The organism is Rhizobium sp. NZLR1, from assembly GCF_017357385.1.
Taxonomy (GTDB): Bacteria; Pseudomonadota; Alphaproteobacteria; order Rhizobiales; family Rhizobiaceae; genus Rhizobium.
In genome coordinates, this window is the sequence record NZ_CP071632.1 from 2417267 (window position 1) to 2439300 (window position 22034).

General features: G+C 61.4%; 19 protein-coding genes, 1 pseudogene and 2 riboswitches. Of the genes and pseudogenes, 8 read left to right on the plus strand and 12 right to left on the minus strand.

From position 1 onward, the window contains the following. Window positions 1–68 precede the first annotated feature (68 nt). Complete coding sequence (locus tag J3O30_RS12110; protein ID WP_207580587.1) at window positions 69–1070, minus strand: copper chaperone PCu(A)C; 1002 nt, start codon at window positions 1068–1070, stop codon at window positions 69–71. 73 nt (window positions 1071–1143) lie between these two features. Then, window positions 1144–1524: a hypothetical protein gene (locus J3O30_RS12115; RefSeq protein ID WP_207580588.1), complete on the minus strand. Its 381-nt coding sequence runs from the start codon at window positions 1522–1524 to the stop codon at window positions 1144–1146. Between the two features lie 158 nt (window positions 1525–1682). Continuing rightward, window positions 1683–1771, plus strand: a riboswitch (glycine riboswitch). 3 nt (window positions 1772–1774) lie between these two features. Further along, window positions 1775–1855: riboswitch (glycine riboswitch) on the plus strand. 76 nt (window positions 1856–1931) lie between these two features. Between J3O30_RS12115 and gcvT the strand changes: the two genes are divergently transcribed. The 4 genes from gcvT (at window position 1932) to J3O30_RS12135 (ending at window position 7571) form a co-directional block, all read left to right on the plus strand. Next, entirely contained in the window at window positions 1932–3068 is a 1137-nt protein-coding gene (gcvT, locus tag J3O30_RS12120; protein ID WP_207580589.1) for a glycine cleavage system aminomethyltransferase GcvT, read from the plus strand. 23 nt (window positions 3069–3091) lie between these two features. Continuing rightward, entirely contained in the window at window positions 3092–3454 is a 363-nt protein-coding gene (gene gcvH, locus J3O30_RS12125; RefSeq protein WP_207580590.1) for a glycine cleavage system protein GcvH, read from the plus strand. Continuing rightward, window positions 3454–6318, plus strand: coding sequence for an aminomethyl-transferring glycine dehydrogenase (gene gcvP / locus J3O30_RS12130; RefSeq protein WP_207580591.1), 2865 nt, complete (start codon window positions 3454–3456; stop codon window positions 6316–6318). The genes gcvH and gcvP overlap by 1 nt, the downstream gene beginning before the upstream one ends. Window positions 6319–6533: 215 nt before the next feature. Next, complete coding sequence (locus J3O30_RS12135) at window positions 6534–7571, plus strand: GH25 family lysozyme (RefSeq protein ID WP_207580592.1); 1038 nt, start codon at window positions 6534–6536, stop codon at window positions 7569–7571. A gap of 131 nt (window positions 7572–7702) precedes the next feature. On the opposite strand, the gene J3O30_RS12140 is transcribed toward J3O30_RS12135, so the two are convergent. Beyond that, window positions 7703–9988 (minus strand): FdhF/YdeP family oxidoreductase, encoded by a 2286-nt coding sequence (locus tag J3O30_RS12140; protein ID WP_207580593.1) that lies wholly within the window; start codon window positions 9986–9988, stop codon window positions 7703–7705. A 270-nt stretch (window positions 9989–10258) separates the two neighbouring features. Between J3O30_RS12140 and J3O30_RS12145 the strand changes: the two genes are divergently transcribed. Together J3O30_RS12145 and J3O30_RS12150 are read left to right on the plus strand one after the other, a co-directional pair. Beyond that, the gene (locus tag J3O30_RS12145) at window positions 10259–10564 is read left to right on the plus strand and encodes a flagellar basal body rod C-terminal domain-containing protein (RefSeq protein WP_207580594.1); all 306 of its coding nucleotides are present in this window, start codon (window positions 10259–10261) and stop codon (window positions 10562–10564) included. A gap of 85 nt (window positions 10565–10649) precedes the next feature. After that, window positions 10650–11276 (plus strand): alpha/beta fold hydrolase, encoded by a 627-nt coding sequence (locus J3O30_RS12150; RefSeq protein WP_207580595.1) that lies wholly within the window; start codon window positions 10650–10652, stop codon window positions 11274–11276. A 12-nt stretch (window positions 11277–11288) separates the two neighbouring features. On the opposite strand, the gene sufA is transcribed toward J3O30_RS12150, so the two are convergent. The 8 genes and pseudogenes from sufA to J3O30_RS12190 form a co-directional block, all read right to left on the minus strand. Beyond that, window positions 11289–11681 (minus strand): Fe-S cluster assembly scaffold SufA, encoded by a 393-nt coding sequence (gene sufA / locus J3O30_RS12155; protein ID WP_207580596.1) that lies wholly within the window; start codon window positions 11679–11681, stop codon window positions 11289–11291. 92 nt (window positions 11682–11773) lie between these two features. After that, complete coding sequence (locus J3O30_RS12160) at window positions 11774–12154, minus strand: SUF system Fe-S cluster assembly protein (RefSeq protein WP_003559708.1); 381 nt, start codon at window positions 12152–12154, stop codon at window positions 11774–11776. 12 nt (window positions 12155–12166) lie between these two features. After that, on the minus strand, window positions 12167–13408 hold the full coding sequence (locus tag J3O30_RS12165) for a cysteine desulfurase (protein WP_207580597.1): 1242 nt from the start codon (window positions 13406–13408) through the stop codon (window positions 12167–12169). 12 nt (window positions 13409–13420) lie between these two features. Then, window positions 13421–14695 (minus strand): Fe-S cluster assembly protein SufD, encoded by a 1275-nt coding sequence (sufD, locus tag J3O30_RS12170; protein ID WP_207580598.1) that lies wholly within the window; start codon window positions 14693–14695, stop codon window positions 13421–13423. A 24-nt stretch (window positions 14696–14719) separates the two neighbouring features. Then, window positions 14720–15475, minus strand: coding sequence for a Fe-S cluster assembly ATPase SufC (gene sufC / locus J3O30_RS12175; RefSeq protein WP_207580599.1), 756 nt, complete (start codon window positions 15473–15475; stop codon window positions 14720–14722). 80 nt (window positions 15476–15555) lie between these two features. After that, window positions 15556–15788 (minus strand): annotated as a pseudogene (locus J3O30_RS12180) (hypothetical protein). 1 nt (window position 15789) lies between these two features. Beyond that, on the minus strand, window positions 15790–17259 hold the full coding sequence (gene sufB, locus J3O30_RS12185; RefSeq protein WP_207580600.1) for a Fe-S cluster assembly protein SufB: 1470 nt from the start codon (window positions 17257–17259) through the stop codon (window positions 15790–15792). Between the two features lie 143 nt (window positions 17260–17402). Further along, window positions 17403–18569 (minus strand): cysteine desulfurase family protein, encoded by a 1167-nt coding sequence (locus J3O30_RS12190; RefSeq protein WP_207580601.1) that lies wholly within the window; start codon window positions 18567–18569, stop codon window positions 17403–17405. A 218-nt stretch (window positions 18570–18787) separates the two neighbouring features. Between J3O30_RS12190 and J3O30_RS12195 the strand changes: the two genes are divergently transcribed. Further along, window positions 18788–19465, plus strand: a complete 678-nt coding sequence (locus J3O30_RS12195; RefSeq protein WP_007629230.1) for an alpha/beta hydrolase — start codon at window positions 18788–18790, stop codon at window positions 19463–19465. Between the two features lie 146 nt (window positions 19466–19611). Continuing rightward, on the plus strand, window positions 19612–20787 hold the full coding sequence (locus J3O30_RS12200; RefSeq protein ID WP_207580602.1) for an acyltransferase: 1176 nt from the start codon (window positions 19612–19614) through the stop codon (window positions 20785–20787). 86 nt (window positions 20788–20873) lie between these two features. Here J3O30_RS12200 and J3O30_RS12205 read toward each other — a convergent pair whose 3' ends face one another. Beyond that, complete coding sequence (locus tag J3O30_RS12205; RefSeq protein WP_207580603.1) at window positions 20874–21992, minus strand: anhydro-N-acetylmuramic acid kinase; 1119 nt, start codon at window positions 21990–21992, stop codon at window positions 20874–20876. Between the last annotated feature and the right edge of the window lie 42 nt (window positions 21993–22034).

Below are 22034 nucleotides of genomic sequence, written 5' to 3' on the forward strand. Positions count from 1 at the left end.
ACCGCCTTTTGAAGGAAAGCCTGCGACTGGATCACAGTCGCAGGCTTTGCTGTTTCATCGGATCGCGCTTACTTGCCCTGCACCGACAGCACCTGCAGCACCAGGTCGATCTTTCCGGCCTTTTCGAAGGTCAGCGTCACCGGCACGCTATCGCCCTGCTTGAACGGCGTCTTCACCTTCTGGAACATCAGATGCAGGTTGCCGGGCTCGAGCTTGACCGTCTGGCCAGCGGCGATGGCGATGCCGTCCTTCAGCTGGCGCATCCGCATGACGTTGTCCTTGGTCACCATCTCGTGGATCTGAACCTCGCCTGCCGCAGGCGATGTCACGGATAGCAGCCGGTCGTCCGTCTGGCCGTTGTTCTTCACGGTGAAAAAGCCGCCGCCGACCGGCTGGCCGGGCAGCATCGCCTTGGCGAACCCGCCAGAGACTTCGAGATCGCCGGCCTTGACCGTTTCTCCAGCCGGTGCCGCAGCACCCATACCGGTCATACCGGACATGTCCATGCCGGCCATGTCGTCATGGTCATGGCCATGGTCTTCGCCGGCGACGACCTTCAGAAGCGGTGCCGGGCTTTTCATCCCATGCGCGTCGCCGCCATCCTTTGCCACCTGATCCCAGGCCTCGACCGTGTCACCGCACATCTGCGTCACCGGAAAGGCGAGCGAGGTGCCGGCATCGACGCCCGAAACCTTACCCTGGATGACGAAGGTGTCGTAGAAATCGTCGGAGAGATTGCCGTTCTTCCAGCGGATCTCGACCGCGCCTGTCTTCACCTTGTCGCCGTGATTGTCGTAGATCTTCTGGTAGTCGCCCTTGATCACCTCGAGCTCCCAGCCGGCCTTCGGCTGCGGCTTGGCGAAGACGAAGCCTTCCGGCAGCTTGACCCGCACTTCCGTGGTGGCCTTGCCGTCGCAGCCGTGCGGCAGCTGCAGCGTCGCGAGAATGGTGGTCTCCTCAGTCGCTTCCCTGTCGAGGAAGGTCACATGCGCTTCTGCGCCGGCGATGGCGGTCGCGGAAAGAAGGGCGGCAAGCGCGAATGTCTTGCCAAATGTCTTGCTAATCTTCATCGGATATCTCCTCGCCGGCCGCGAATTTCTCTCAGGCGGACCGGCATGCTGCATCATTAAGTGCGAAGGCAGATCAGCCGAGGATGGGAGGCGCGCGGGAATTTGCCCGGCTGACGGCGCGTGCACCGGTAACGGCGGCGGTTTCGATCGGCGAATTGACGAGCGAGGCGAGCTTGCGTTCGAGCCAGGAGCCGGCATCCGGTGCCGGTAGGATCACGGTGGCCGACAGCCGGCAGGCTTCGCAATTCGGCTTGAAGGAGGCGGTCTTGCCGTCTGCGTCCTTCACCGTGACGCAGAGCGAAGCGAAGCTGCCGTCGGGCAGCATATAGGCCGCCGCATGATAGCCTTCGGAGGCGACAGCCTGCGGCGGCTGATGGGCAAGACCGAGCAACGCGAAGCTCAATGCGCAAAGCATGCGCAAAAACAGCGTCGCTTTCAGTCCGGTCGGCCGCATGAGATCCCCTTCAACAGCAAGTCGCGATAGCCGGTTTACAGCCGAAATGCAAAAGCAGATTTGCTGCAGTTTAAGGCCGGATCGGTATAAGACGACAAAAATTTGCTCGGTGACGACATTTGCCGCTTGCCAAGAGCCACAACCGCCGGATAATTGCGCCAACCTTGTTGGGAGAATCCGGTGCTTTCGCCACCGGTGCCGAAGGAGCAACCGCCCCGGAAACTCTCAGGCAAAAGGACCAGCAAGGGGCAGACGGAACTCTGGAGAGAAGCGTTCTCGAAACGCTCGCCGAAGGGATAACAATCTCAGGCAAAGGGACAGAGGGGGCTCAGGAGAGAAGTGCGCAGCCGCGCCTTCAGATTTGAGCCCGTGCCTTCGCGAGAAGGCGCAAACCCCGGAGGCGTCTTTTGGACGATACTGCTGCCCTGAAGAAAACCCCGCTGCATGCCCTGCATCTCTCGCGCGGCGCCCGCATGGTGCCGTTCGCGGGTTACGACATGCCGGTGCAATATCCCGCCGGCGTCATGAAGGAGCACCTTCATACCCGCACCGAGGTCGGCCTCTTCGATGTCTCCCACATGGGCCAAGTCATCGTGAAGGCGAAATCCGGCAGCTACGAGGATGCCGCGCTGGCGCTCGAAAGCCTGGTTCCGGTCGATATCCTCGGTCTTGCCGAAGGCCGCCAGCGTTATGGCTTTTTCACCGACAACAGCGGCTGCATTCTCGACGACCTGATGATCGCCCATCTCGACGACCATCTTTTCGTCGTCGTCAACGCGTCCTGCAAGGAGGCCGATCTGGCCCATCTGCAGGCCCATATCGGCGACCGATGCGATATCACGCTGCTGAACCGCGCTTTGATCGCGCTGCAGGGACCGCGTGCGGTCGAGGTTCTCGCCGAACTCTGGGCCGACGTCGCAGCGATGAAATTCATGGATGTGCGCCACTGCCGCCTGCACGATGTTTCCTGTCTTGTCTCGCGCTCCGGCTATAGCGGCGAGGACGGTTTCGAAATCTCGATCCCGGCTGATAAGGCCGAGGATGTCACCATGCGGCTGCTCGAGCATCCCGATGTCCAGGCGATCGGCCTCGGCGCCCGTGACTCTCTGCGCCTTGAAGCCGGTCTCTGCCTCTATGGCAACGATATCGACACCACCACCTCGCCGGTCGAAGCAGCGCTGGAATGGGCGATGCAGAAGGCGCGGCGCACGGGCGGCGCACGCGCCGGCGGCTTCCCGGGCTCCGGCCGAATCCTTTCCGAACTCGAAAACGGCGCTGCCCGCCGCCGCGTCGGCCTGAAGCCGGAAGGCAAGGCGCCGGTGCGCGGCCATGCCAAGCTCTATGCCGATGCCGAGGGCAAGGTCGAGATCGGCGAAGTCACCTCGGGCGGCTTCGGCCCCAGCGTCGAAGGTCCCGTCGCCATGGGCTATGTTCCGGTCTCCCATGCAGCGGCCGGCACGCTCGTCTACGCCGAGGTGCGCGGCAAATATCTGCCGATCACCGTCAGCGCCCTGCCCTTCGTCACACCGACCTACAAACGCTAAAGCTTTTCCAGAGAGGACGAACAATGCTGAAATTTACCGAAGAACACGAATGGCTGCAGATCGAAGGCGGCGTTGCGACGGTTGGTATCACCAATTATGCCGTCGATCAGCTCGGCGACCTGGTTTTCGTCGAACTGCCGGAAGTCGGCGCGACCTTCTCCAAGAACGGCAATGCCGCGACAGTTGAATCCGTCAAGGCTGCCTCCGACGTCTATTGTCCGCTCGACGGCGAGATCACCGAGGTCAATCCGGCCATCGTTGCCGATCCGTCGCTGGTCAATTCCGATCCTCAGGGCGCCGGCTGGTTCTTCAAGCTGAAGCTTGCAAATGCCGCGGATGCCAACGGCTTGCTCGACGAGGCCGCCTATAAGGAGCTCACCGCGTAATGACGACGCCGACCGAATTCCAGTTCACCGACTATCAGCCCTACGATTTTGCCAATCGCCGTCACATCGGCCCCTCGCCGGCCGAGATGACCGACATGCTGAAGGTGATCGGCTATAACAGCCTCGACGGCTTGATCGACGCGACGTTGCCGCCCTCGATCCGCCAGAAGGCGCCACTCGTCTGGGGCGCGCCGATGACCGAGCGCGAGGCGCTCGACAAGCTGCGCGAGACCGCCAACAAGAACAAGGTGCTGGTGTCGCTGATCGGCCAGGGATACTACGGCACGATCACGCCGCCGGTCATCCAGCGCAACATCCTGGAAAATCCCGCCTGGTATACGGCCTATACGCCCTACCAGCCGGAGATCAGCCAGGGCCGCCTGGAAGCGCTTCTCAACTACCAGACGATGGTCTGCGACCTCACCGGCCTCGACGTCGCCAATGCCTCGCTGCTCGACGAGGCGACCGCCGCCGCCGAAGGCATGGCGATTGCCGAACGCGTCGCCAAGTCGAAGGCGAAGGCCTTCTTCGTCGATGCCGATTGCCATCCGCAAACCATCGCCCTGATCTGCACCCGCGCCGAGCCGCTCGGCTGGCAGGTGATTGTCGGCAATCCCTTCACCGATCTCGATCCGGTCGATGTCTTCGGCGCAATCTTCCAATATCCGGGCACGCATGGTCACGTCCATGATTTCACCGGCGTGATCGCCCGCCTGCACCAGGCCGGCGCCATATCGATCGTCGCCGCCGACATCCTGGCGCTGACGCTCTTGAAATCGCCTGGCGAAATGGGTGCCGATATCGCCGTCGGCTCCTCGCAGCGCTTCGGCGTCCCGGTCGGCTACGGCGGCCCGCATGCGGCCTATATGTCGGTCAAGGATGCCATCAAGCGCTCCATGCCCGGCCGTCTCGTCGGCGTTTCCGTCGATGCCCGCGGCAACCGCGCCTATCGCCTGTCGCTGCAGACCCGCGAGCAGCATATCCGCCGCGAGAAGGCGACGTCGAACATCTGCACCGCCCAGGTGCTGCTCGCCGTCATGGCCTCGATGTATGCGGTCTTCCATGGTCCCGAGGGTATCAAGGCGATCGCCCAGCAGGTTCACCAGAAGGCCGTGCTGATGGCCAAGGGTCTGGAAAAGCTCGGCTATAAGGTCGAGCCGGAGACCTTCTTCGACACCATCACCGTCGATGTCGGCCACATGCAGGGGCTCATCCTGCGCGCCGCCGTTGCCGAAGGCGTCAATCTGCGCAAGGTCGGCGAAACCGGGATCGGCATGAGCGTCGACGAGCGCACGCGGCCGGCAACGCTCGAAGCCGTCTGGCGCGCCTTCGGTGGCAATTTCACCATCGCCGATTTCGAGCCTTCCTACCGGCTGCCGAGAGGCCTGCTCAGAACCAGCAATTACCTCACCCATCCGATCTTCCACATGAACCGCGCCGAAAGCGAGATGACGCGTTACATCCGCCGGCTCTCCGACCGGGATCTGGCCCTCGACCGCTCGATGATCCCGCTTGGTTCGTGCACGATGAAGCTCAATGCGACGGCGGAAATGCTGCCGATCACCTGGCCGGAATTTTCCGACATCCATCCCTTCGTGCCGACCGATCAGGCGCTCGGCTACCGCGAGATGATCGACGACCTGATCGAAAAGCTCTGCGCCATCACCGGCTACGACGCCTTCTCCATGCAGCCGAATTCCGGCGCGCAAGGTGAATATGCCGGTCTGCTGACGATCCGCAACTTTCATATCGCCAACGGCGAGGGCCATCGCGACGTCTGCCTGATCCCGACCTCGGCGCACGGCACCAACCCGGCCTCGGCCCAGATGGTCGGTATGAAGGTGGTGGTCATCAAAGTGCGCGAGAATGGCGACATCGATCTCGACGACTTCCGCGCCAAGGCTGAGGAGCATGCGGCAAACCTCTCCTGCTGCATGATCACCTACCCTTCGACGCACGGCGTCTTCGAAGAGACCGTCAAGGAAATCTGCGATCTCGTGCATACCAATGGCGGCCAGGTCTATCTCGACGGCGCCAACATGAACGCCATGGTCGGCCTGTCCCGTCCCGGCGACATCGGCTCGGACGTTTCCCACCTCAACCTGCACAAGACCTTCTGCATCCCGCATGGCGGCGGCGGCCCCGGTATGGGTCCGATCGGCGTCAAAGCGCACCTGGCGCCGTACCTGCCAGGGCACCCGGAAACCGACGGCCGTTCCGGCGCGGTTTCGGCCGCCGCCTTCGGCTCGGCCTCGATCCTGCCGATCTCCTGGAGCTACTGCCTGATGATGGGCGGCGAAGGGCTGACGCAGGCGACCAAGGTGGCGATCCTCAACGCTAACTACATCGCCGCCCGCCTGAAGGGCGCCTATGACGTGCTTTACAAATCGGCCGCCGGCCGCGTCGCGCACGAATGCATCATCGACACCCGCCCTCTGGTCGACAGCGCAGGTGTCACCGTCGACGACGTCGCCAAGCGGCTGATCGACTGCGGCTTCCATGCGCCGACGATGAGCTGGCCGGTATCAGGCACGCTGATGATCGAGCCGACGGAAAGCGAGACCAAGGCCGAACTCGACCGCTTCTGCGAGGCGATGCTGGCGATCCGCGAGGAGGCTCGCGCGATTGAGGAAGGCCGCATGGACAAGGTCAACAACCCGCTGAAGAACGCTCCGCACACGGTGGAAGACCTCGTCGGCGAATGGGAGCGCCCCTATTCGCGCGAACAGGCCTGCTTCCCGCCCGGCGCCTTCCGCGTCGACAAATACTGGTCGCCGGTCAACCGCGTCGACAATGTCTATGGCGACCGCAACCTGCTCTGCACCTGCCCGCCGGTCGAAACTTATGCCGAGGCGGCGGAGTAGCAGCAATTCGGCCAGCCCCTCTCACAGGTTGGGAGGGGCTGCCTTCAAGATCAGCTTTCGATACGTGATACGGCGCCGAACCCGGCGATGCCCGTTTCGAGGCATTGGGTTCAAATTTAACCTTTCTTAGCAAGTCTCTGTTAGCAATTGAAAATGGGCGGTTTCCCTCCAGCAGGAATGTTGCCGTCGACCTTTTGTTTTGCGTGCAGGTTCTCATGCGTTCATCGGCTTTGCCAGCAATCCTCCTTGCCGCCCTGATCCTGTCGGGATGCGCCGCCAGTTCCGGCGCCGAAGATGTGCTGGGCAACGTGCCATCGCCGGAAACGACGAATGCGATCACCAAACCGAACGGCCCGATACCGGCTGCCACCGTCGGCGACACTACACAGGCAAACGCGCCGCAGGAAGCGTTGAGCTGGACCGGACCGGTTCCGGAGCCACAGGCGCTCGTGCCCCAGGACAGGCCGGTCGGCATGCCGATGCCGACGGAAAAGCCCGTCGCGATGCTCATGCCCACCAATCCGGGAATCGATCCCGATGTCGGCAGGAGATCGCCGGCACGCGGACAGATCTACGGCCACCGCTTCCGCGATGCCAAGCCGATCAACTTCGGCTCCACCTCGCCGAGAAAGCTTGCCGTGCATGGCGTCGACGTCTCGCGCTGGCAGGGCGAGATCGATTGGGAGACGTTGCGCGGGCAAGGCGCGAACTTCGTCTACATCAAGGCGACGGACGGCGGCGATCACCTCGATCCGATGTTCAAGAAAAACTGGCGCCGGGCCAAGGAAGCCGGCCTGAAACACGGCGCCTATCACTTCTTCTACTGGTGCCGGACGGCAGGCGAACAGGCCGACTGGTTCATCCGCAACGTGCCGAGGGAAGCAAACGCGCTTCCGCCGGTCATCGACGTCGAATGGAATGGCGAATCGAGCTGCAAGCGCCGCATATCCCCCGCCCGCGTCCGGGAAAAGATGCAGGTGTTCATGGACAAGCTGGAGCGTTATTACGGTCAGCGCCCGATCATCTACACGGCGCCGGATTTCTACCGCGACAATCTGAAGGGCCAGATGCTCGACTATCCCTTCTGGCTGCGCTCGGTTGCCGCTCACCCCTCCAAGGTCTACCCCGGCCGCAAGTGGCTCTTCTGGCAATACTCCGGCTCCGGCCTCTCCGAAGGCGTCGAAGGCAAGATCGACCTCAACGTGTTCAACGGCAACGAAAGCGATTGGCACGACTGGGTGGCGTCACGATAATGCATGTCGCCGGGAAGTGTGCAGCGGTTCCCGGATAACGACATGCATAAAAACAAAGAGCTAAATCGCGTCGAATGAATCAAGTTAAATGCGACGCGCTTTAGCTTGAGGCAGGCAAGCGCCTCCCCCGCTTACGCCGACTTCTGCACCTTCACAGGCACACCCTTATAGGCAGGGGTTCCCGATTTTCGGTCGTAATCGGCAAGCGCGATGACCCGGTTCATCTCGGGATAATATCCAGCCACGGAGCCGGCCGGAATGTCGTAGGCCACCGCGGTGAAGCCTTTGACCGACTTGCTGGCTGTTTCCCCAACCGATTCGATATCGACCCTGTCGCCATCGGCCAGGCCGCGAGCGGAGAGATCCTTGCTGTTCATGAAGATGATGTCACGGCGGCCGAAGACGCCGCGATAGCGGTCGTCGAGGCTGTAGATCGTCGTATTGTACTGGTCGTGACTGCGCAGCGTCGTCAGAACCAACGTGTCCGCGTCGACAAGCCGGGGATCTTCTTCCAGTCCCGGCGCAGTGAGGAAATGCGCCTTGCCTGAAGGAGTGTGCCATTGCCGGTCAGCGGCGGCGACCGTCAGCCGGAAGCCGCCGGGTTTCCTGACCCTGGTGTTGAAGTCATGAAAATCGGGAAAGACTACCGCGATCTTTTCCCGAATACGGCTGTAATCACCGACCATCCCGTCCCAATCGATATCGTATTTGCTGCCGAGCGTTGCCTTGGCGATACCGGCGATGATCGCAGGCTCGGAGCGAAGCTGGTCGCCGGGCGGTTTCAGGAAACCGCGCGAGGCATGCACCATCGACATGGAATCCTCGACGGTCACCGATTGCGGTCCGGTCTTCTGGATGTCCTGGTCGGTGCGGCCGAGAACGGGAAAAATGATCGAGGTCCGGGCGATCAACAGGTGCGAGCGATTGAGTTTCGTCGCGATGTGAACGGCAAGGTGGAGTTTGCGCATGCCTATGAACGTCGCGTCCGGATCGGATATCGCCACGGCCAGATTGCCGCCGAGGCAGACCAGCGCCTTCGACCGGCCCTCGATGATCGCCTCGATGGCTTCGACGGCGTTGTGGCCCTTCTCCTCCGGAGGGCGGAAACCGAAGGCCTTTTCCATGCCGTCGAGAAGCGCCCTATTGGGGATTTCGGTGATACCGACCGTGCGGTCGCCCTGAACGTTCGAATGTCCCCGAAGCGGGCAGATGCCGGCGCCCTGGCGGCCGATATTCCCCCGCAGCATCAGGAAATTGGCCAGCTGCTGGACGTTGGCGGTGCCGTGGCTGTGCTGGGTGATGCCCATGCCGTAGCAGAGGATAACGTTGCGGGCATTGAGATAGACCTCGACAGCACTATCCAGCGCTTCGAACGTCAGGCCCGATTTCCTGAGGATCGACGCCCACTCCGTCTGTGCGACATCGGCCTTGAGAGCCTCCAGCCCGATCGTGTGTGCCTTGATGAACTCGCGATCGAGAAAGCCCTTGCCGCCTGCGGTGATATCGGCGTCGTCGCGTTCGAATATCCGCTTCATCATCCCCTTGAGGGCCGCAAGATCCCCGCCGGTGCGGACCTGGTGATAGGCCGATGCGATCGGCGTCGACGACATCATCGCCATTTCTACCGGGTTCTGCGGTGCTGCGAATTTTTCAAGCGCCCTTTCTTTCAAGGGATTGAAGACCACGATCGGAACGCCGCGCCTCGCGGCATCGTGCAGGGTGGTCATCATCCGAGGATGGTTGGTGCCCGGATTGTGACCGAAGCTGAAGATGGCATCGGCATGATCGAAATCCTCGAGCGTCACCGTGCCCTTGCCGACCCCGATCGAGTCGGGCAGGCCGACGCTGGTCGCCTCATGGCACATGTTCGAGCAGTCGGGAAAATTGTTGGTGCCGTAGGCCCTAACAAAAAGCTGGAACAGAAATGCCGCCTCGTTTGAGGCGCGTCCGGACGTATAGAATTCGGCCATGTCAGGGTCGGGCAGTTTGCGCAGTTCGTCGCCGATCAGCGCAAGGGCCTCGTCCCAGCCGATCGGCAGGTAATGGTCGCTGACATGGTCATAGATCAACGGGTGCGTCAGGCGGCCCTGGTCTTCCAGCTGGTGGTCGTTCCATTGCCAGAGTTCGGCAACGCCGTGCGTCGCGAAAAAGTCGGGTCCGGCGCGCTTTGCCGTCGATTCCCAGGTGATCGCCTTGGCACCGTTTTCGCAGAATTCGAATGAGCTCGTATGTTTGGGATCGGGCCATGCGCAGCCGGGGCAATCGAAACCCTCGGGCTGATTGGCTTTCAGCAGCGTCGCAGCACCCTGGGCGATGACCTGCTGGCGTGCAAGGGTTTCGGCAACGGCTTTGAGTGCACCCCAGCCGCCGGCCGGGGCCGTGTATGTCTCGATGCCTTTCGGCCGCTTCTTGGTCATCACCTGCTCCACAAATCACGCGAAGGCCAGAGCCTATCAGCCGGCAATGTAGGGGAATGCCATCCGTCGGGATAGGTGGGGGACTTGCCGATGTCGATTGGCACGTGCTGCCGGCTCTATCGCCACCGACCCCTGGCTATCATCCCGTTCCAATCCGGAACAGATACGGCCGCACGCGCCCGACCTGTAGGTCTTCGCTAACGCAATGCCTTCAGCATTCCCTAAACCCTTGCAGGTAAAAGACGATTATCCAGTTCTGGGGAAACGCTGATGAACATATCGGGCATTACGAACACTGCTCTTTCGGGAATGCGGGCGCAGACGACCCGGATCAGCGCGATCGCCAACAACGTCGCAAACAGCAGTACACCGGATTATACCAGGCTGAACACCAGCCTCACATCCGTTGTTTCAGGCGGTGTCCAGGCCGCCGTCAGGCCGACGACGTCGGATGTCGATCCGGCCACCGAACTGACCGACCTGATCGAAACCGAGCAGAGCTACAAGGCAAACGCCGTGGTCTTCGAGACCGGCGCCGACATGTGGGAAATGCTGATGGGCATCAAGCGCGACTGAGCACGGCCCGTAAGTCGCGATGCTGTTATAATCCCGTCTTGAATCAGACCTATGCCGATCCGCGCCAATGATGGGGATCGATGCCATGCCGGAATATCAGGATTTCATTTCGATCTCAGGAAGAACCGCACTCGATCCAGCACCCCTGGTGCTGCTGCATGGAAGCGGCATGCATGAACGCAATCTGATCGCGCTTGCCGACAAGGTTGGGGCGGATCGGCCCTATCTGTCGCTGAGGGGCGCGGTTAAATGGGATGAAGGCTTTGCTTTCTTTCGCCGAAACCCCGACCGGACGCTTGATGACGCCGACCTCTTCAACGAGACCCATCATCTCGCCGATTTTCTGGCGAAGGCCTCGACAACCGGGCTCCTGAAACGGCCGCCTGTGCTGGTCGGCTTTTCGAACGGCGCGATCATCGCCGCCTCGATCCTGCTGCATCGCCCGGAAACCATAGCCGGGGCCGTCCTGCTGCGGCCGCTATCACCCGCACCCGCCGCCGATTTTCCCGACCTCAGAAACCATCGCATCCTCATTCTGGCAGGCGAACGCGACGAGCGGCGCGCGCCTGAGGACGTTGTGCTCATCAGGGATCAGATTGAAAAAAGCGGTGCCGGCGCCACGACGAGACTGATCCCGACCGGCCATGATCTCGGCGACGACGAGCCGGATTTCATCAGGGCTTGGCTGGCGGAGAATTTCCGACCAGCCTGAAGGGCACAGGTGTCAGGTGTGCGCCGGCTCGTTTTGGCGCTGTGCGGCTAGGGCCGCGAGATCGGCGGGTTTCAGCTCGACGGATTCGCCGCAGCCGCAGGCCGATGTCTGGTTCGGATTGGTGAAGGTGAAGCCGGAGCGCAGCGTCGTCGCCTCGAAACCCATTTCGGTGCCGAGCAGGTAAAGAGCCGCCGATGGCTCGACCCAGACTTTGGCACCGTCGCGCTCGATCAGGTCGTCCTTGGCATTGGGTTCGGTCACCATGTCGATGGTATATTCCATCCCGGCGCAGCCGCCCTTCTTGATGCCGACGCGTACACCCTTGGCCTCCGGCCCCGAGTTCTCGACGATCGCTTTGACGCGGGCCGCAGCCCCGTCCGTCATGCTCATAATTGCAAAGCCCATGGGCCTCATCTCCTTCCGCAACCGGGGTCAAGATCCGGCGCTTCGTGATTCAAATGTAGTCGTCGCAAGTAAACGGATCAATACCGGCCTGCTTAATACCAACCGACGGCGACCTGCGCCTCTTCGGACATACGATCCGGCGTCCACGGCGGATCGAAGGTCATCGCCACTTCGACACCCGATACACCTTCGACGGCGCCGACGGCATTTTCGACCCAGCCCGGCATCTCGCCGGCAACCGGGCAGCCGGGGGCGGTCAGTGTCATCATGATTTTCACCATCCGGTCGTCCTCGATGTCGATCTTGTAGATCAGACCGAGTTCGAAGATGTCGGCCGGAATTTCCGGATCGTAGACGGTCTTCAGCGCGCTGATGACGTCGTCGCTGAGCCGCGCCAGCTCATCGGCCGGAATGCTGGAATGCACGATGCCTTCGCGCACATCGATCTTCTGTTCGCTTTCGTCCAGGCTCATCACGGACACTCCTCAAGCAAAGAACTTGCGCGCATATTCAAGCGCATCGGCCAGGGCATCGACCTCGGCGCGGGTATTGTACATGCCGAAAGATGCACGGCATGTGGAGGTGACGCCGAAGCGTTTCAAGAGCGGCATGGCGCAATGGGTGCCGGCCCGCACCGCAACGCCCTGCCGGTCGATCACCATCGAGACGTCATGGGCATGGATGCCGGCAAGCTCGAAGGAAAAGATACTGCCCTTGTCGGGCGCCGTTCCGAACACCCGCAGCGAATTGACCGATTTCAGCCGCTCGACGGCGTAAGCCGCAAGATCGGCCTCATGGCGGGCGATCGCCTCGCGGCCGACCTTCTCCATGTAGTCGAGCGCATAACCGAGCCCGATCGCCTGCACGATCGGTGGCGTGCCGGCCTCGAAGCGATGCGGCGGATCATTATAGGTGACAGCATCCTCGGCAACTTCGAAAATCATCTCGCCGCCGCCCTGGAACGGGCGCATCTGCGAAAGCCGCTCCTTCTTGCCGTAGAGCACGCCGATGCCGGATGGGCCGTAGAGCTTGTGGCCGGTCATCACGTACCAGTCGCAATCGATATCCTGCACATCCACGGGCAGATGCACCGCACCCTGGCTGCCGTCGATCAGCACCGGAATACCGCGCTCGTGCGCGATGCGGCAGACTTCCTTGACGGGAACGATGGTGCCGAGCGCATTCGACATATGGGTGATGGCGACGAGCTTGGTGCGCTCCGTCAGGCTCTTTTCGAAATCTTCGATATGGAAGGCGCCCTCGTCATCGACGGGAACCCAGACCAGCTTGGCGCCCTGCCGCTCACGGATGAAGTGCCAGGGCACGATGTTGGAATGATGCTCCATGATCGTCAGGACGATCTCGTCGCCTTCGCCGATCTCAGGCATGCCCCAGCCATAGGCGACGGTGTTGATTGCTTCCGTCGAATTCTTGGTGAAGACGATGTCGTTGACCGAAGGGGCATTGAGGAAGCGGCGCACCTTGTCGCGCGATGCCTCATAGGCATCCGTGGCGGCATTGGAGAGATAGTGCAGGCCGCGATGCACATTGGCATATTCGTGGCTATAGGCATGCGAGATGGCATCGATCACCACCTGCGGCTTCTGCGCCGAGGCGCCGTTGTCGAGATAGACCAGCGGCTTGCCGTGCACCTTCTCCGCCAGGATCGGAAAATCCCGGCGGATGGCTTCGACGTCGTATGGCGCGGCCGGTACGATCTTGTCCATTGCTATATCCGATCAGGCGTGCTTTTCGAGCCAGGCCGAAATCACGCCTTCCAGCGCCTCGACCAGAGCCTCGTCTTCCAGTTCCTCGACGATCTCGGCGACGAAGGCGTTGACCAGCATCGCCCGCGCCTTGTTCTCCGGAATGCCGCGCGCCATCATGTAATAGAGATGATTGGCGTCGATATCGGTCACCGTCGCCCCGTGGCCGCACTGGACATCGTCGGCAAAGATCTCGAGCTCTGGCTTGACCGAGAATTCGGCATCGTCGGACATCAGCAGCGTGTTGCAGGCCATCTTGGCGTCGGTCTTCTGCGCATCGGGCGCCACCCGGATCATGCCCTGGAAGACCCCCTTGGCGCGGTCGAAGACGACGTTGCGGATCACTTCGGTCGAGCCGGTGTGCGGCACGTCGTGGCCAAGCATCATCGTCACGTCGGTATGGCTCTCACCGCCGAGCAGGTTGATGCCGCGCACCGTCAGGTCGGCGCCCTCGCCCGTCACCTTGATATGCAGTTCCTGGCGCACCAGCCTGCCACCGGCATTGATGACGAACAGGCGAAGCCTGGCGTCCGTGCCGAGATCGATGCGGATCTGGCCGAGATGCGTATCGTCTGCCCCATGCTGCTGCAGGATGATCCAGGTTAGCTCGGCGCCCTCGCCGACAGTGATGTCACTGACATGGGACACGAGTGCCGCATCGCTGGTCACTGCAAGGTGACGTTCGATGACGGTTGCCTTGACACCGGCGCCGAAGGCAACGGGAAGGCGTGTATGTGCCTGCCCGCCGGCATGGACAAACTGGATTTCGAGCGGATCTTCAAGCTCGGTATCGGCAGGCACGTCGACGACATAGCCGTCGCGCACGAAGCTGCCGTTGATGCGGCCGACCGCGTCGTCGCTGCCAAGCGCATCGAGCCCGTCTGCGGCGGAACCGTCGAGCAGATGTTCGCTATAGGCTGAAACGCCAAGACCGTCGGCCGCAGCCTTCTGGTTGGCGTGGCCCTGGATCACCGCCAGCACCGTCGAGCCGGCAACCAGAGGCTCAAGCGCATCGGAGCCGGCATCACCGACCTGCGGCGGCAAGGCGCGCAGCAGGTTTTTCAGATCGGTATAGTGCCAGGCCTCGATGCGGCGCGTCGGCAGGCCGGCCTTCTTCAGGTCGTCGAGAAGCCGGTCGCGTAGCGCCGTCACCGCGCCGTTGCCCGGCAGATCGCCGATCTGATGGTTGAATGCCTCGATCAACGCCGTTTCGGCCACGGTCAGGCGGCTCGTCGTCTGCATATTCATGGACGTCGTCCTTTCCACCCGAACTCAGGCCGCCGCGCCGATGATGTCGGCATAGCCGTTGGCTTCCAGCTCATGCGCCAGCGTCTTGTCGCCCGACTTGATCACCTGGCCTTTGTAGAGCACGTGGACGGTATCCGGCACGATGTAGTCGAGCAGGCGCTGGTAATGGGTGATGACCACGACGGCGCGGTCCGGCGAACGCAGCGCGTTGACGCCGTCGGCGACGATCTTCAGCGCGTCTATGTCGAGGCCGGAATCGGTTTCGTCAAGCACGCAGAGCTTCGGCTCCAGCAGCGCCATCTGCAGGATCTCGGCCCGCTTCTTCTCACCGCCGGAGAAGCCGACATTCAGCGGCCGCTTCAGCATCTCGGTATTGATCTGCAGTTTGCCGGCGGCATCCTTGACGCGACGCATGAAATCCGGCGTCGTCAGCTCGTCTTCGCCGCGCGCCTTGCGCTGCTCGTTCAACGCCACCTTCAGGAATTGCATGGTGGCGACACCCGGGATTTCGACCGGATACTGGAAGGCAAGAAAGATGCCCTTGGTGGCGCGTTCTGCCGGATCGAGCTCGAGAATGCTCTCGCCGTTATAGAGAATGTCGCCCTCGGTGACTTCGTAATCGCTGCGGCCGGACAGCACATAGGAGAGCGTCGACTTGCCGGAGCCGTTCGGCCCCATGATCGCGGCAACTTCGCCGGCCTTCACCGTCAGGTTCAGGCCACGAATGATCTCAGTGCCGTCTTCGGCGATGCGGGCATGAAGGTTTCTGATTTCAAGCATCTTTGGTTCCTGCGTTTTCTCTGCGTAGCTCATTAGAGCCTCGCGTAATTTCTAAGGGCGTCGACGTGTTATGCTCGGCGCTATCGCGCCAAAAAACGAATGACACGGAAAACCGTGAGCGTTACGAGCCAAAGCCATTCGAGAATCTGAAAAACTTTCCTGGTTTTTCCATACGCTGCTGGAGAAACACGTAAGGCTGCTCCGGCGGCTTTTCTGTCTCGTATCTGCTTTCGCGGGGGCGAATTTTCGCCAATATTTCCCCTCGCATATTTTCCAGACGTTCAAGAATGCGCTTCTTGTCCGTCTCGTTCATGTCAGCCTACAGAGCCTTCCAGCGAAATGCTGATCAGCTTCTGCGCCTCGATGGCAAACTCCATCGGCAGTTCCTGCAGCACTTCTTTGACGAAGCCGTTGACGATCAGGGCGATCGCCGCTTCTGTGGGGATGCCGCGCTGCAGGCAGTAGAACAGCTGGTCCTCGGAGATCTTCGAGGTCGTCGCTTCATGCTCGAACTGCGCCGTCGAATTCTTCGCCTCGATGTAAGGCACCGTATGGGCGCCGCACTTGTCGCCGATCAGCAGCGAATCGCACTGGGTGAAATTGCGCGCATTCGAAGCCTTGCGGTGGGCCGAGACCTGGCCGCGATAGGTGTTGTTGGAGACGCCTGCGGCGATGCCCTTGGAGACGATGCGGCTCGACGTGTTCTTGCCGAGATGGATCATCTTGGTGCCGCTGTCGATCTGCTGATGGCCATTGGAGACGGCGATCGAATAGAACTCGCCGCGACTGTCATCGCCGCGCAGGATGCAGGACGGATATTTCCAGGTGATCGCCGATCCGGTTTCGACCTGCGTCCAGGAGATCTTCGAGCGGTCGCCGCGGCAATCGCCACGCTTGGTGACGAAGTTGTAGATGCCGCCTTTGCCGTTCTTGTCGCCGGGATACCAGTTCTGCACCGTCGAATATTTGATCTCGGCATCGTCGAGCGCCACGAGCTCGACCACCGCGGCATGCAGCTGGTTTTCGTCGCGCTGCGGCGCCGTGCAGCCTTCGAGATAGGAGACGTAGGCGCCCTCTTCCGCGATGATCAGCGTGCGCTCGAACTGGCCGGTGCCCTTCTCGTTGATGCGGAAATAGGTGGAAAGCTCCATCGGGCAGCGAACGCCCTTCGGTACGAAGACGAACGAACCGTCGGTGAAGACCGCCGAATTCAGCGTCGCGTAATAATTGTCCGTCGTCGGCACGACCGAGCCGAGATATTTCCGGACGAGATCGGGATATTCGCGGATCGCTTCCGAGATCGACATGAAGATCACGCCGGCCTTCTTCAGCTCTGCCTTGAAGGTGGTGACGACCGAGACGCTGTCGAAAACCGCGTCGACGGCGATCTTCGGCTTCTCGACGCCAGCCAGGATCTCCTGCTCACGCAGCGGGATGCCGAGCTTCTCATAAACCTTCAGCAGCTCCGGATCGACCTCGTCCAGCGACTTCGGACCCGGCGTGCTTTTCGGCGCCGCGTAATAATAAATGTCGTTGAAATCGATCTTCGGATAATCGACGCGCGCCCAGGTCGGCTCTTCCAGCGTCAGCCAGCGGCGATAGGCCTCGAGACGCCATTCCAGCATCCACTCCGGCTCCTGCTTCTTGGCCGAAATGAAGCGGATGATATCCTCGGACAGGCCTTTCGGCGCCTTGTCCATTTCGATGACGGTTTCGAAACCGTATTTGTACTGGTCGACATCGATCAGGCGGACCTGGTCGATCGTTTCCTGGACGGCAGCCATTTCGTTCTCCAATCTCGCCGGATACAAGGTCCGGCAGCTTGTAGCGCATGGGCAATTCTCTTGCCCTGATGTAGGTGGCCAAAAGGGACTTTTCAGCCCGATTGGCAAGCGAAAATTTGCGTTTCCGCAAGTTTATGACGCGGTCAAGCCGCCTCGCCGGCCGACCTTCGCCGGCAGGCGATCTTCGCAAAAGCCGCAATCGCCCGGTCGATATCCTCTTCCGTCGTCGCAAAACCGAGCGAGATGCGCAGCGCTCCGAGCTTGGCGTCACGGCCCATCGCCGTCAGCACATGGCTTTCGCCGAGCCGACCGGATGAGCAGGCCGAGCCTGCCGAAAGCGCCACACCTTCGAGATCGAAGGCGATCTGTCCGGTCTCGGCCTTCAGCCCCGGCAGGGTGAAGAAGATCGTATTGACGACACGCTCGCCACCCTCGCCGTGGATCATCACATCGGCAGCCGCCTCACGCATGCCGGCTTCCAGCCGCTCGCGCAGCGCGCCGATTTCCACATTACGCGCCTCGAGTTCGTCGGCCGCGGCTTCTGCCGCCGCACCGAAGCCGATCAGCGCCAGTGAGTTCTGTGTGCCGGAGCGGTGACCCCGCTCCTGTCCGCCGCCCTGGATCAGCGGCCGCGGCATCAGCGCCTCGCCGCGGGCAATTAGCGCGCCGGCGCCCTTCGGCCCGCCGATCTTGTGCGAGGAAATGATCATGAAATCGGCACCGATCTTGCCGATATCGAGCCCGATGCGGCCAGCCGCCTGAACGGCGTCGACGACAAAGAGCCCGCCATGGGCGTGGACGATCTTTGCCGCCGCCTCGACCGGCTGGACGATGCCGGTCTCGTTGTTGACGAGCATGATGGCGACCATCGGCAGGCCGGCGGCCTTGTCATGTGCAGCAAGCAGCAGGCCCAGCGCATCGAGATCGACGATGCCGGCCTCCGTCACCGGGACCTCGGTCATCTTCTCCCTGGCAAAGCGGCCGCCTTCGCGCACAGCCGGATGCTCGATTGCCGAAAAGTAGAGGCGGCCGAGCTGAAGCGGCGTGCGGCCCATGCGGAAATCCGGGGTCAGCACCAGATTGGCGGCCTCGGTGGCGCCGCTGGTAAAGACCACATTGCCGGCGTCGGTGCCGACCAGTGCCGCCACTTTGCGCCGCGCGCCTTCGATTGCAGCGCGGGCAGCACGGCCTTCGCCGTGAACGGAATTTGGATTGCCGAAAATGTCGATGGCGCGCATGATCGCCGCGCGTGCTGCGGGGTGCAGCGGCGCTGTGGCATTCCAGTCGAGATAAAGGCGTGGCGGCGCCATGATCTTCAGTCCTGCGCTTGACGACCTTGCTTCAGCACCCGCGGTTCATTTTTCTTGAAATTTCCGCCGGGCTTGCCTTATGACACATTCCACGATGCGTGGATCGCCATGCAAGTTTCGAATTGTTCTAAACTGCGTTTTAGAAAACCTGACAACACTAGTCAAGTCATGTTGTCGTCCAAACGCAGCGCGAACGCGAAATAAAACCCGGAGTACCAATGCCCGAAGTCATTTTCAACGGCCCAGCCGGCCGTCTTGAAGGCCGCTATCAGCCCTCCAAGGAAAAAAGTGCGCCCATCGCCCTGATTCTGCATCCGCATCCGCAATTCGGCGGCACGATGAACAATCAGATCGTTTACCAGCTCTTCTATATGTTCCAGAAGCGTGGGTTCACGACGCTGCGCTTCAATTTCCGGGGCATCGGCCGCAGCCAGGGCGAATTCGACCACGGCGCCGGCGAACTTTCGGATGCCGCCTCGGCGCTCGACTGGGTGCAAAGCCTTCATCCCGATTCGAAGACCTGTTGGGTCGCCGGTTATTCCTTCGGCTCCTGGATCGGCATGCAGCTGCTGATGCGTCGGCCGGAGATCGAAGGCTTCATGTCGATTTCCCCACAGCCGAATACCTACGACTTCTCCTTCCTGGCGCCCTGCCCCTCCTCCGGCCTGATCATCAACGGCGAGGCCGACAAGGTGGCGCCGGAAAAGGACGTCAACGGCCTTGTCGAGAAGCTGAAAACCCAGAAGGGCATTCTCATTACCCATCGCACCGTTTCCAACGCCAACCATTTCTTCAACGGCCAGGTGGAAACGCTGATGGGCGAATGCGAGGACTATCTCGACCGCCGCCTCAACGGCGAACTGGTGCCGGAGCCGGCGGCCAAGCGGATCCGCTAACGCCATAGCCAGAGCCGGTCATCCCCAAGCGGAGCCGGTCCGGGACGCCACCGGCCCCTTTGTGCCGGAACAGATCGCCTACCGTGTTGCAATCTATATTGCAGTGCGGTAGGTTCCTCGCGATCCTAACTAAAGCGAGGTCCGCAATGACCAAGTCGTTCGGGGAAGTCCTGGATAAGTATAGGGGTATCGGTCCGGGGTTCGATTTTCTTCGAATTGGGCTCGCCTTTTCTATCGTATTGACCCATTCCTTTTTGCTGACAAGGAATGATGCCTTCATCAGGGGGTCGGTATTCTGGTTTGCTGAATACGCTCTTGTTCCGATGTTTTTCGCGTTGAGCGGATTTCTGATCGCCGGCAGCGCCCAGCGACTGAGCCTCCGGAACTTCCTGATCAATCGTGGCTTGCGCATCGTCCCGGCACTTGCCGTCGATATCGTCGTTTGTTCGCTGATCATCGGGCCGATCATAACAATCGTCTATCACTCCGAATATTTTACCGATCCGCGATTTTTCAAATACTTCCTGAATATCGTCGGCTGGATCCATTACGAGTTGCCTGGCGTTTTCCAGGATAATCCGAGCCAACGTGTCAACGGCGCGCTCTGGACGGTTCCCTGGGAGATATTCTGCTACATCATCATGTCGTTCCTGATGGTCACCGCCATCGTGAAGACCCGCTACAAGCTGCTTGCCGTGACGGCCGCCTATATCGTCATCGGCCTCATCGTGCAGAAGATGCCCTATCTGTTCCCGGGCTCGATCAAGCCGATCGCGCGCTTCCTGTTCATGAGCCGGGGCTCCCAGCTGATTACGGCGTTCATGATGGGCATCGCCGTCTTTCAGTTTAAAGCGGTCATTCCGTATTCCCGATGGCTATTCGCCGCCGCCTGCCTGGTTTGCATCGTCGCCATTCTCACCCTCGACAGCCGGGCTGTGGAGTCAGTGATCAACCGGCCGATCGTCATCACCTCGCTGGTTTACATCACAGTCTTCCTCGGCCTGTCGGAGGTGCCCATTCCGGCCTTTTTCAGGAAAGGCGACTATTCCTACGGCGTCTACCTCTACCATGACCCGTTCTTGCAGATCTGGATCAGCTCGTTCCCCACGGTCTTTCTCTACCCGAAATACGGTGCGCTGGCGCTCTATCTCGTCGGCTTGCCCTCGGCTCTCGCCGTCGCGGTGCTGTCCTGGCATTTCATCGAGAAACCGATCCTCGGCCTTCGCAAGAAGTTTTCGTTCATCGCCCAGGTCAGGGGCGTCGAGGATGGCAATCAGGCGGGGCGCAAATCCAATGTCCGGCCGATTGCCGTAAAGAGTTAGATCTTTGCCGGCCGCGTGTCAGCGGTGAGTTAGAAAGCCGTGCATGACGACACTGAGCCGCGGCGTCGTGAGGATGATCCTCACGCTCATGGCCTTGCCAGCACCCCGCCGCTGACGGGAGCGGCGACCCCCGTCGTGCCTGGAAATGTCAATGGCAGCCCATCCAGCGAGCGCACGGCGAGATAGGCCCAGGCCTCGGCCTCCATCGCGTCGCCGTCGAAGCCGGCCTCTTCGGCGGTCAATACCTTCGACCCCAGCGCTTCGGCCATGGCCGAAAGTTCCGCCATCAAGGTGCCGTTCAGCCGCCCGCCGCCGCAGACGATATAGGTCGACGGGGTCTCCGGCAGGAAACCGGCGGATTTGACAATCGACGCGGCGGCGACGTGCGCCAGCGTCCGGGCGCCGTCCTCAAGGCTCGCCTCCCCAACCCGAAGCGGTGCGAAATCGCCGCGATCGAGCGAACGCCGGATATTGCCGCGAAAAAACGGGCTTTCCAGATATCGCTCCGCGAGAGCGGCCACCACCTTGCCGCGTCCGCCGATCTCGCCGCCGGGATCAAAGGTTTTGCCGGTCTGCATCTCCACCCACTGGTCGATCAGCGTATTGCCCGGGCCGCTATCGAAGGCCGATATCCGCCCGTCCGTGCCGATGAAGGTCAGATTGGAGATCCCGCCGATATTGACGAAACAGACAGCCTGCCCGGCCTGCTGGAATTTTCCCGCGAGCGCTGCGTGATAGGCAGGCACCAGCGGTGCGCCCTGGCCGCCGTGAACCATATCGTTGGCCCGCATGTCATAGACCAACGATATGCCGGTTCGGCGCGCCAGTTCCTGGCCGTCGCCGATCTGGATCGTCAGCCCCTCGTCGGGTCGATGAAGCACCGTCTGCCCATGGAAGCCGAGAACATCGATATCACCGGCAGCGAACCCGAAACGCGCCAGGAATGCCGTAACGGCAATTGCATGCCGTTGGGTCAACTCGCGCTCGATGTCGCCAAGCTCAGTGGGCCGCTCGTTCCTGTCGGTCAGCGGCCGCGCCAGTTCCAGCGCCCGTTTCAGCCGCTCGCGAAAATCGGCGTCATAGGGTACCCCCATGAACGGGCCACGCTCGATGAAGCCGCGGCCGTCGGTCCTGAGCAGCGCCACATCGATTCCATCCATCGACGTGCCGCTCATCAGGCCGATCGCGGTTCTGATGACATCCATGCGGCTTGCCTCCCATGCGATTCCCGGATGCACTTTTATAAA

Bases quoted from the DNA above. Each gene is read 5' to 3' on its own strand.
- J3O30_RS12110 (WP_207580587.1), bottom strand. From the start codon at position 1,070: ATGAAGATTAGCAAGACATTTGGCAAGACATTCGCGCTTGCCGCCCTT.
- J3O30_RS12115 (WP_207580588.1), bottom strand. From the start codon at position 1,524: ATGCGGCCGACCGGACTGAAAGCGACGCTGTTTTTGCGCATGCTTTGC.
- gcvH (WP_207580590.1), top strand. From the start codon at position 3,092: ATGCTGAAATTTACCGAAGAACACGAATGGCTGCAGATCGAAGGCGGC.
- gcvP (WP_207580591.1), top strand. From the start codon at position 3,454: ATGACGACGCCGACCGAATTCCAGTTCACCGACTATCAGCCCTACGAT.
- J3O30_RS12135 (WP_207580592.1), top strand. From the start codon at position 6,534: ATGCGTTCATCGGCTTTGCCAGCAATCCTCCTTGCCGCCCTGATCCTG.
- J3O30_RS12140 (WP_207580593.1), bottom strand. From the start codon at position 9,988: ATGACCAAGAAGCGGCCGAAAGGCATCGAGACATACACGGCCCCGGCC.
- J3O30_RS12145 (WP_207580594.1), top strand. From the start codon at position 10,259: ATGAACATATCGGGCATTACGAACACTGCTCTTTCGGGAATGCGGGCG.
- J3O30_RS12150 (WP_207580595.1), top strand. From the start codon at position 10,650: ATGCCGGAATATCAGGATTTCATTTCGATCTCAGGAAGAACCGCACTC.
- sufA (WP_207580596.1), bottom strand. From the start codon at position 11,681: ATGGGCTTTGCAATTATGAGCATGACGGACGGGGCTGCGGCCCGCGTC.
- J3O30_RS12160 (WP_003559708.1), bottom strand. From the start codon at position 12,154: ATGAGCCTGGACGAAAGCGAACAGAAGATCGATGTGCGCGAAGGCATC.
- J3O30_RS12165 (WP_207580597.1), bottom strand. From the start codon at position 13,408: ATGGACAAGATCGTACCGGCCGCGCCATACGACGTCGAAGCCATCCGC.
- sufD (WP_207580598.1), bottom strand. From the start codon at position 14,695: ATGAATATGCAGACGACGAGCCGCCTGACCGTGGCCGAAACGGCGTTG.
- sufC (WP_207580599.1), bottom strand. From the start codon at position 15,475: ATGCTTGAAATCAGAAACCTTCATGCCCGCATCGCCGAAGACGGCACT.
- sufB (WP_207580600.1), bottom strand. From the start codon at position 17,259: ATGGCTGCCGTCCAGGAAACGATCGACCAGGTCCGCCTGATCGATGTC.
- J3O30_RS12190 (WP_207580601.1), bottom strand. From the start codon at position 18,569: ATGGCGCCGCCACGCCTTTATCTCGACTGGAATGCCACAGCGCCGCTG.
- J3O30_RS12195 (WP_007629230.1), top strand. From the start codon at position 18,788: ATGCCCGAAGTCATTTTCAACGGCCCAGCCGGCCGTCTTGAAGGCCGC.
- J3O30_RS12200 (WP_207580602.1), top strand. From the start codon at position 19,612: ATGACCAAGTCGTTCGGGGAAGTCCTGGATAAGTATAGGGGTATCGGT.
- J3O30_RS12205 (WP_207580603.1), bottom strand. From the start codon at position 21,992: ATGGATGTCATCAGAACCGCGATCGGCCTGATGAGCGGCACGTCGATG.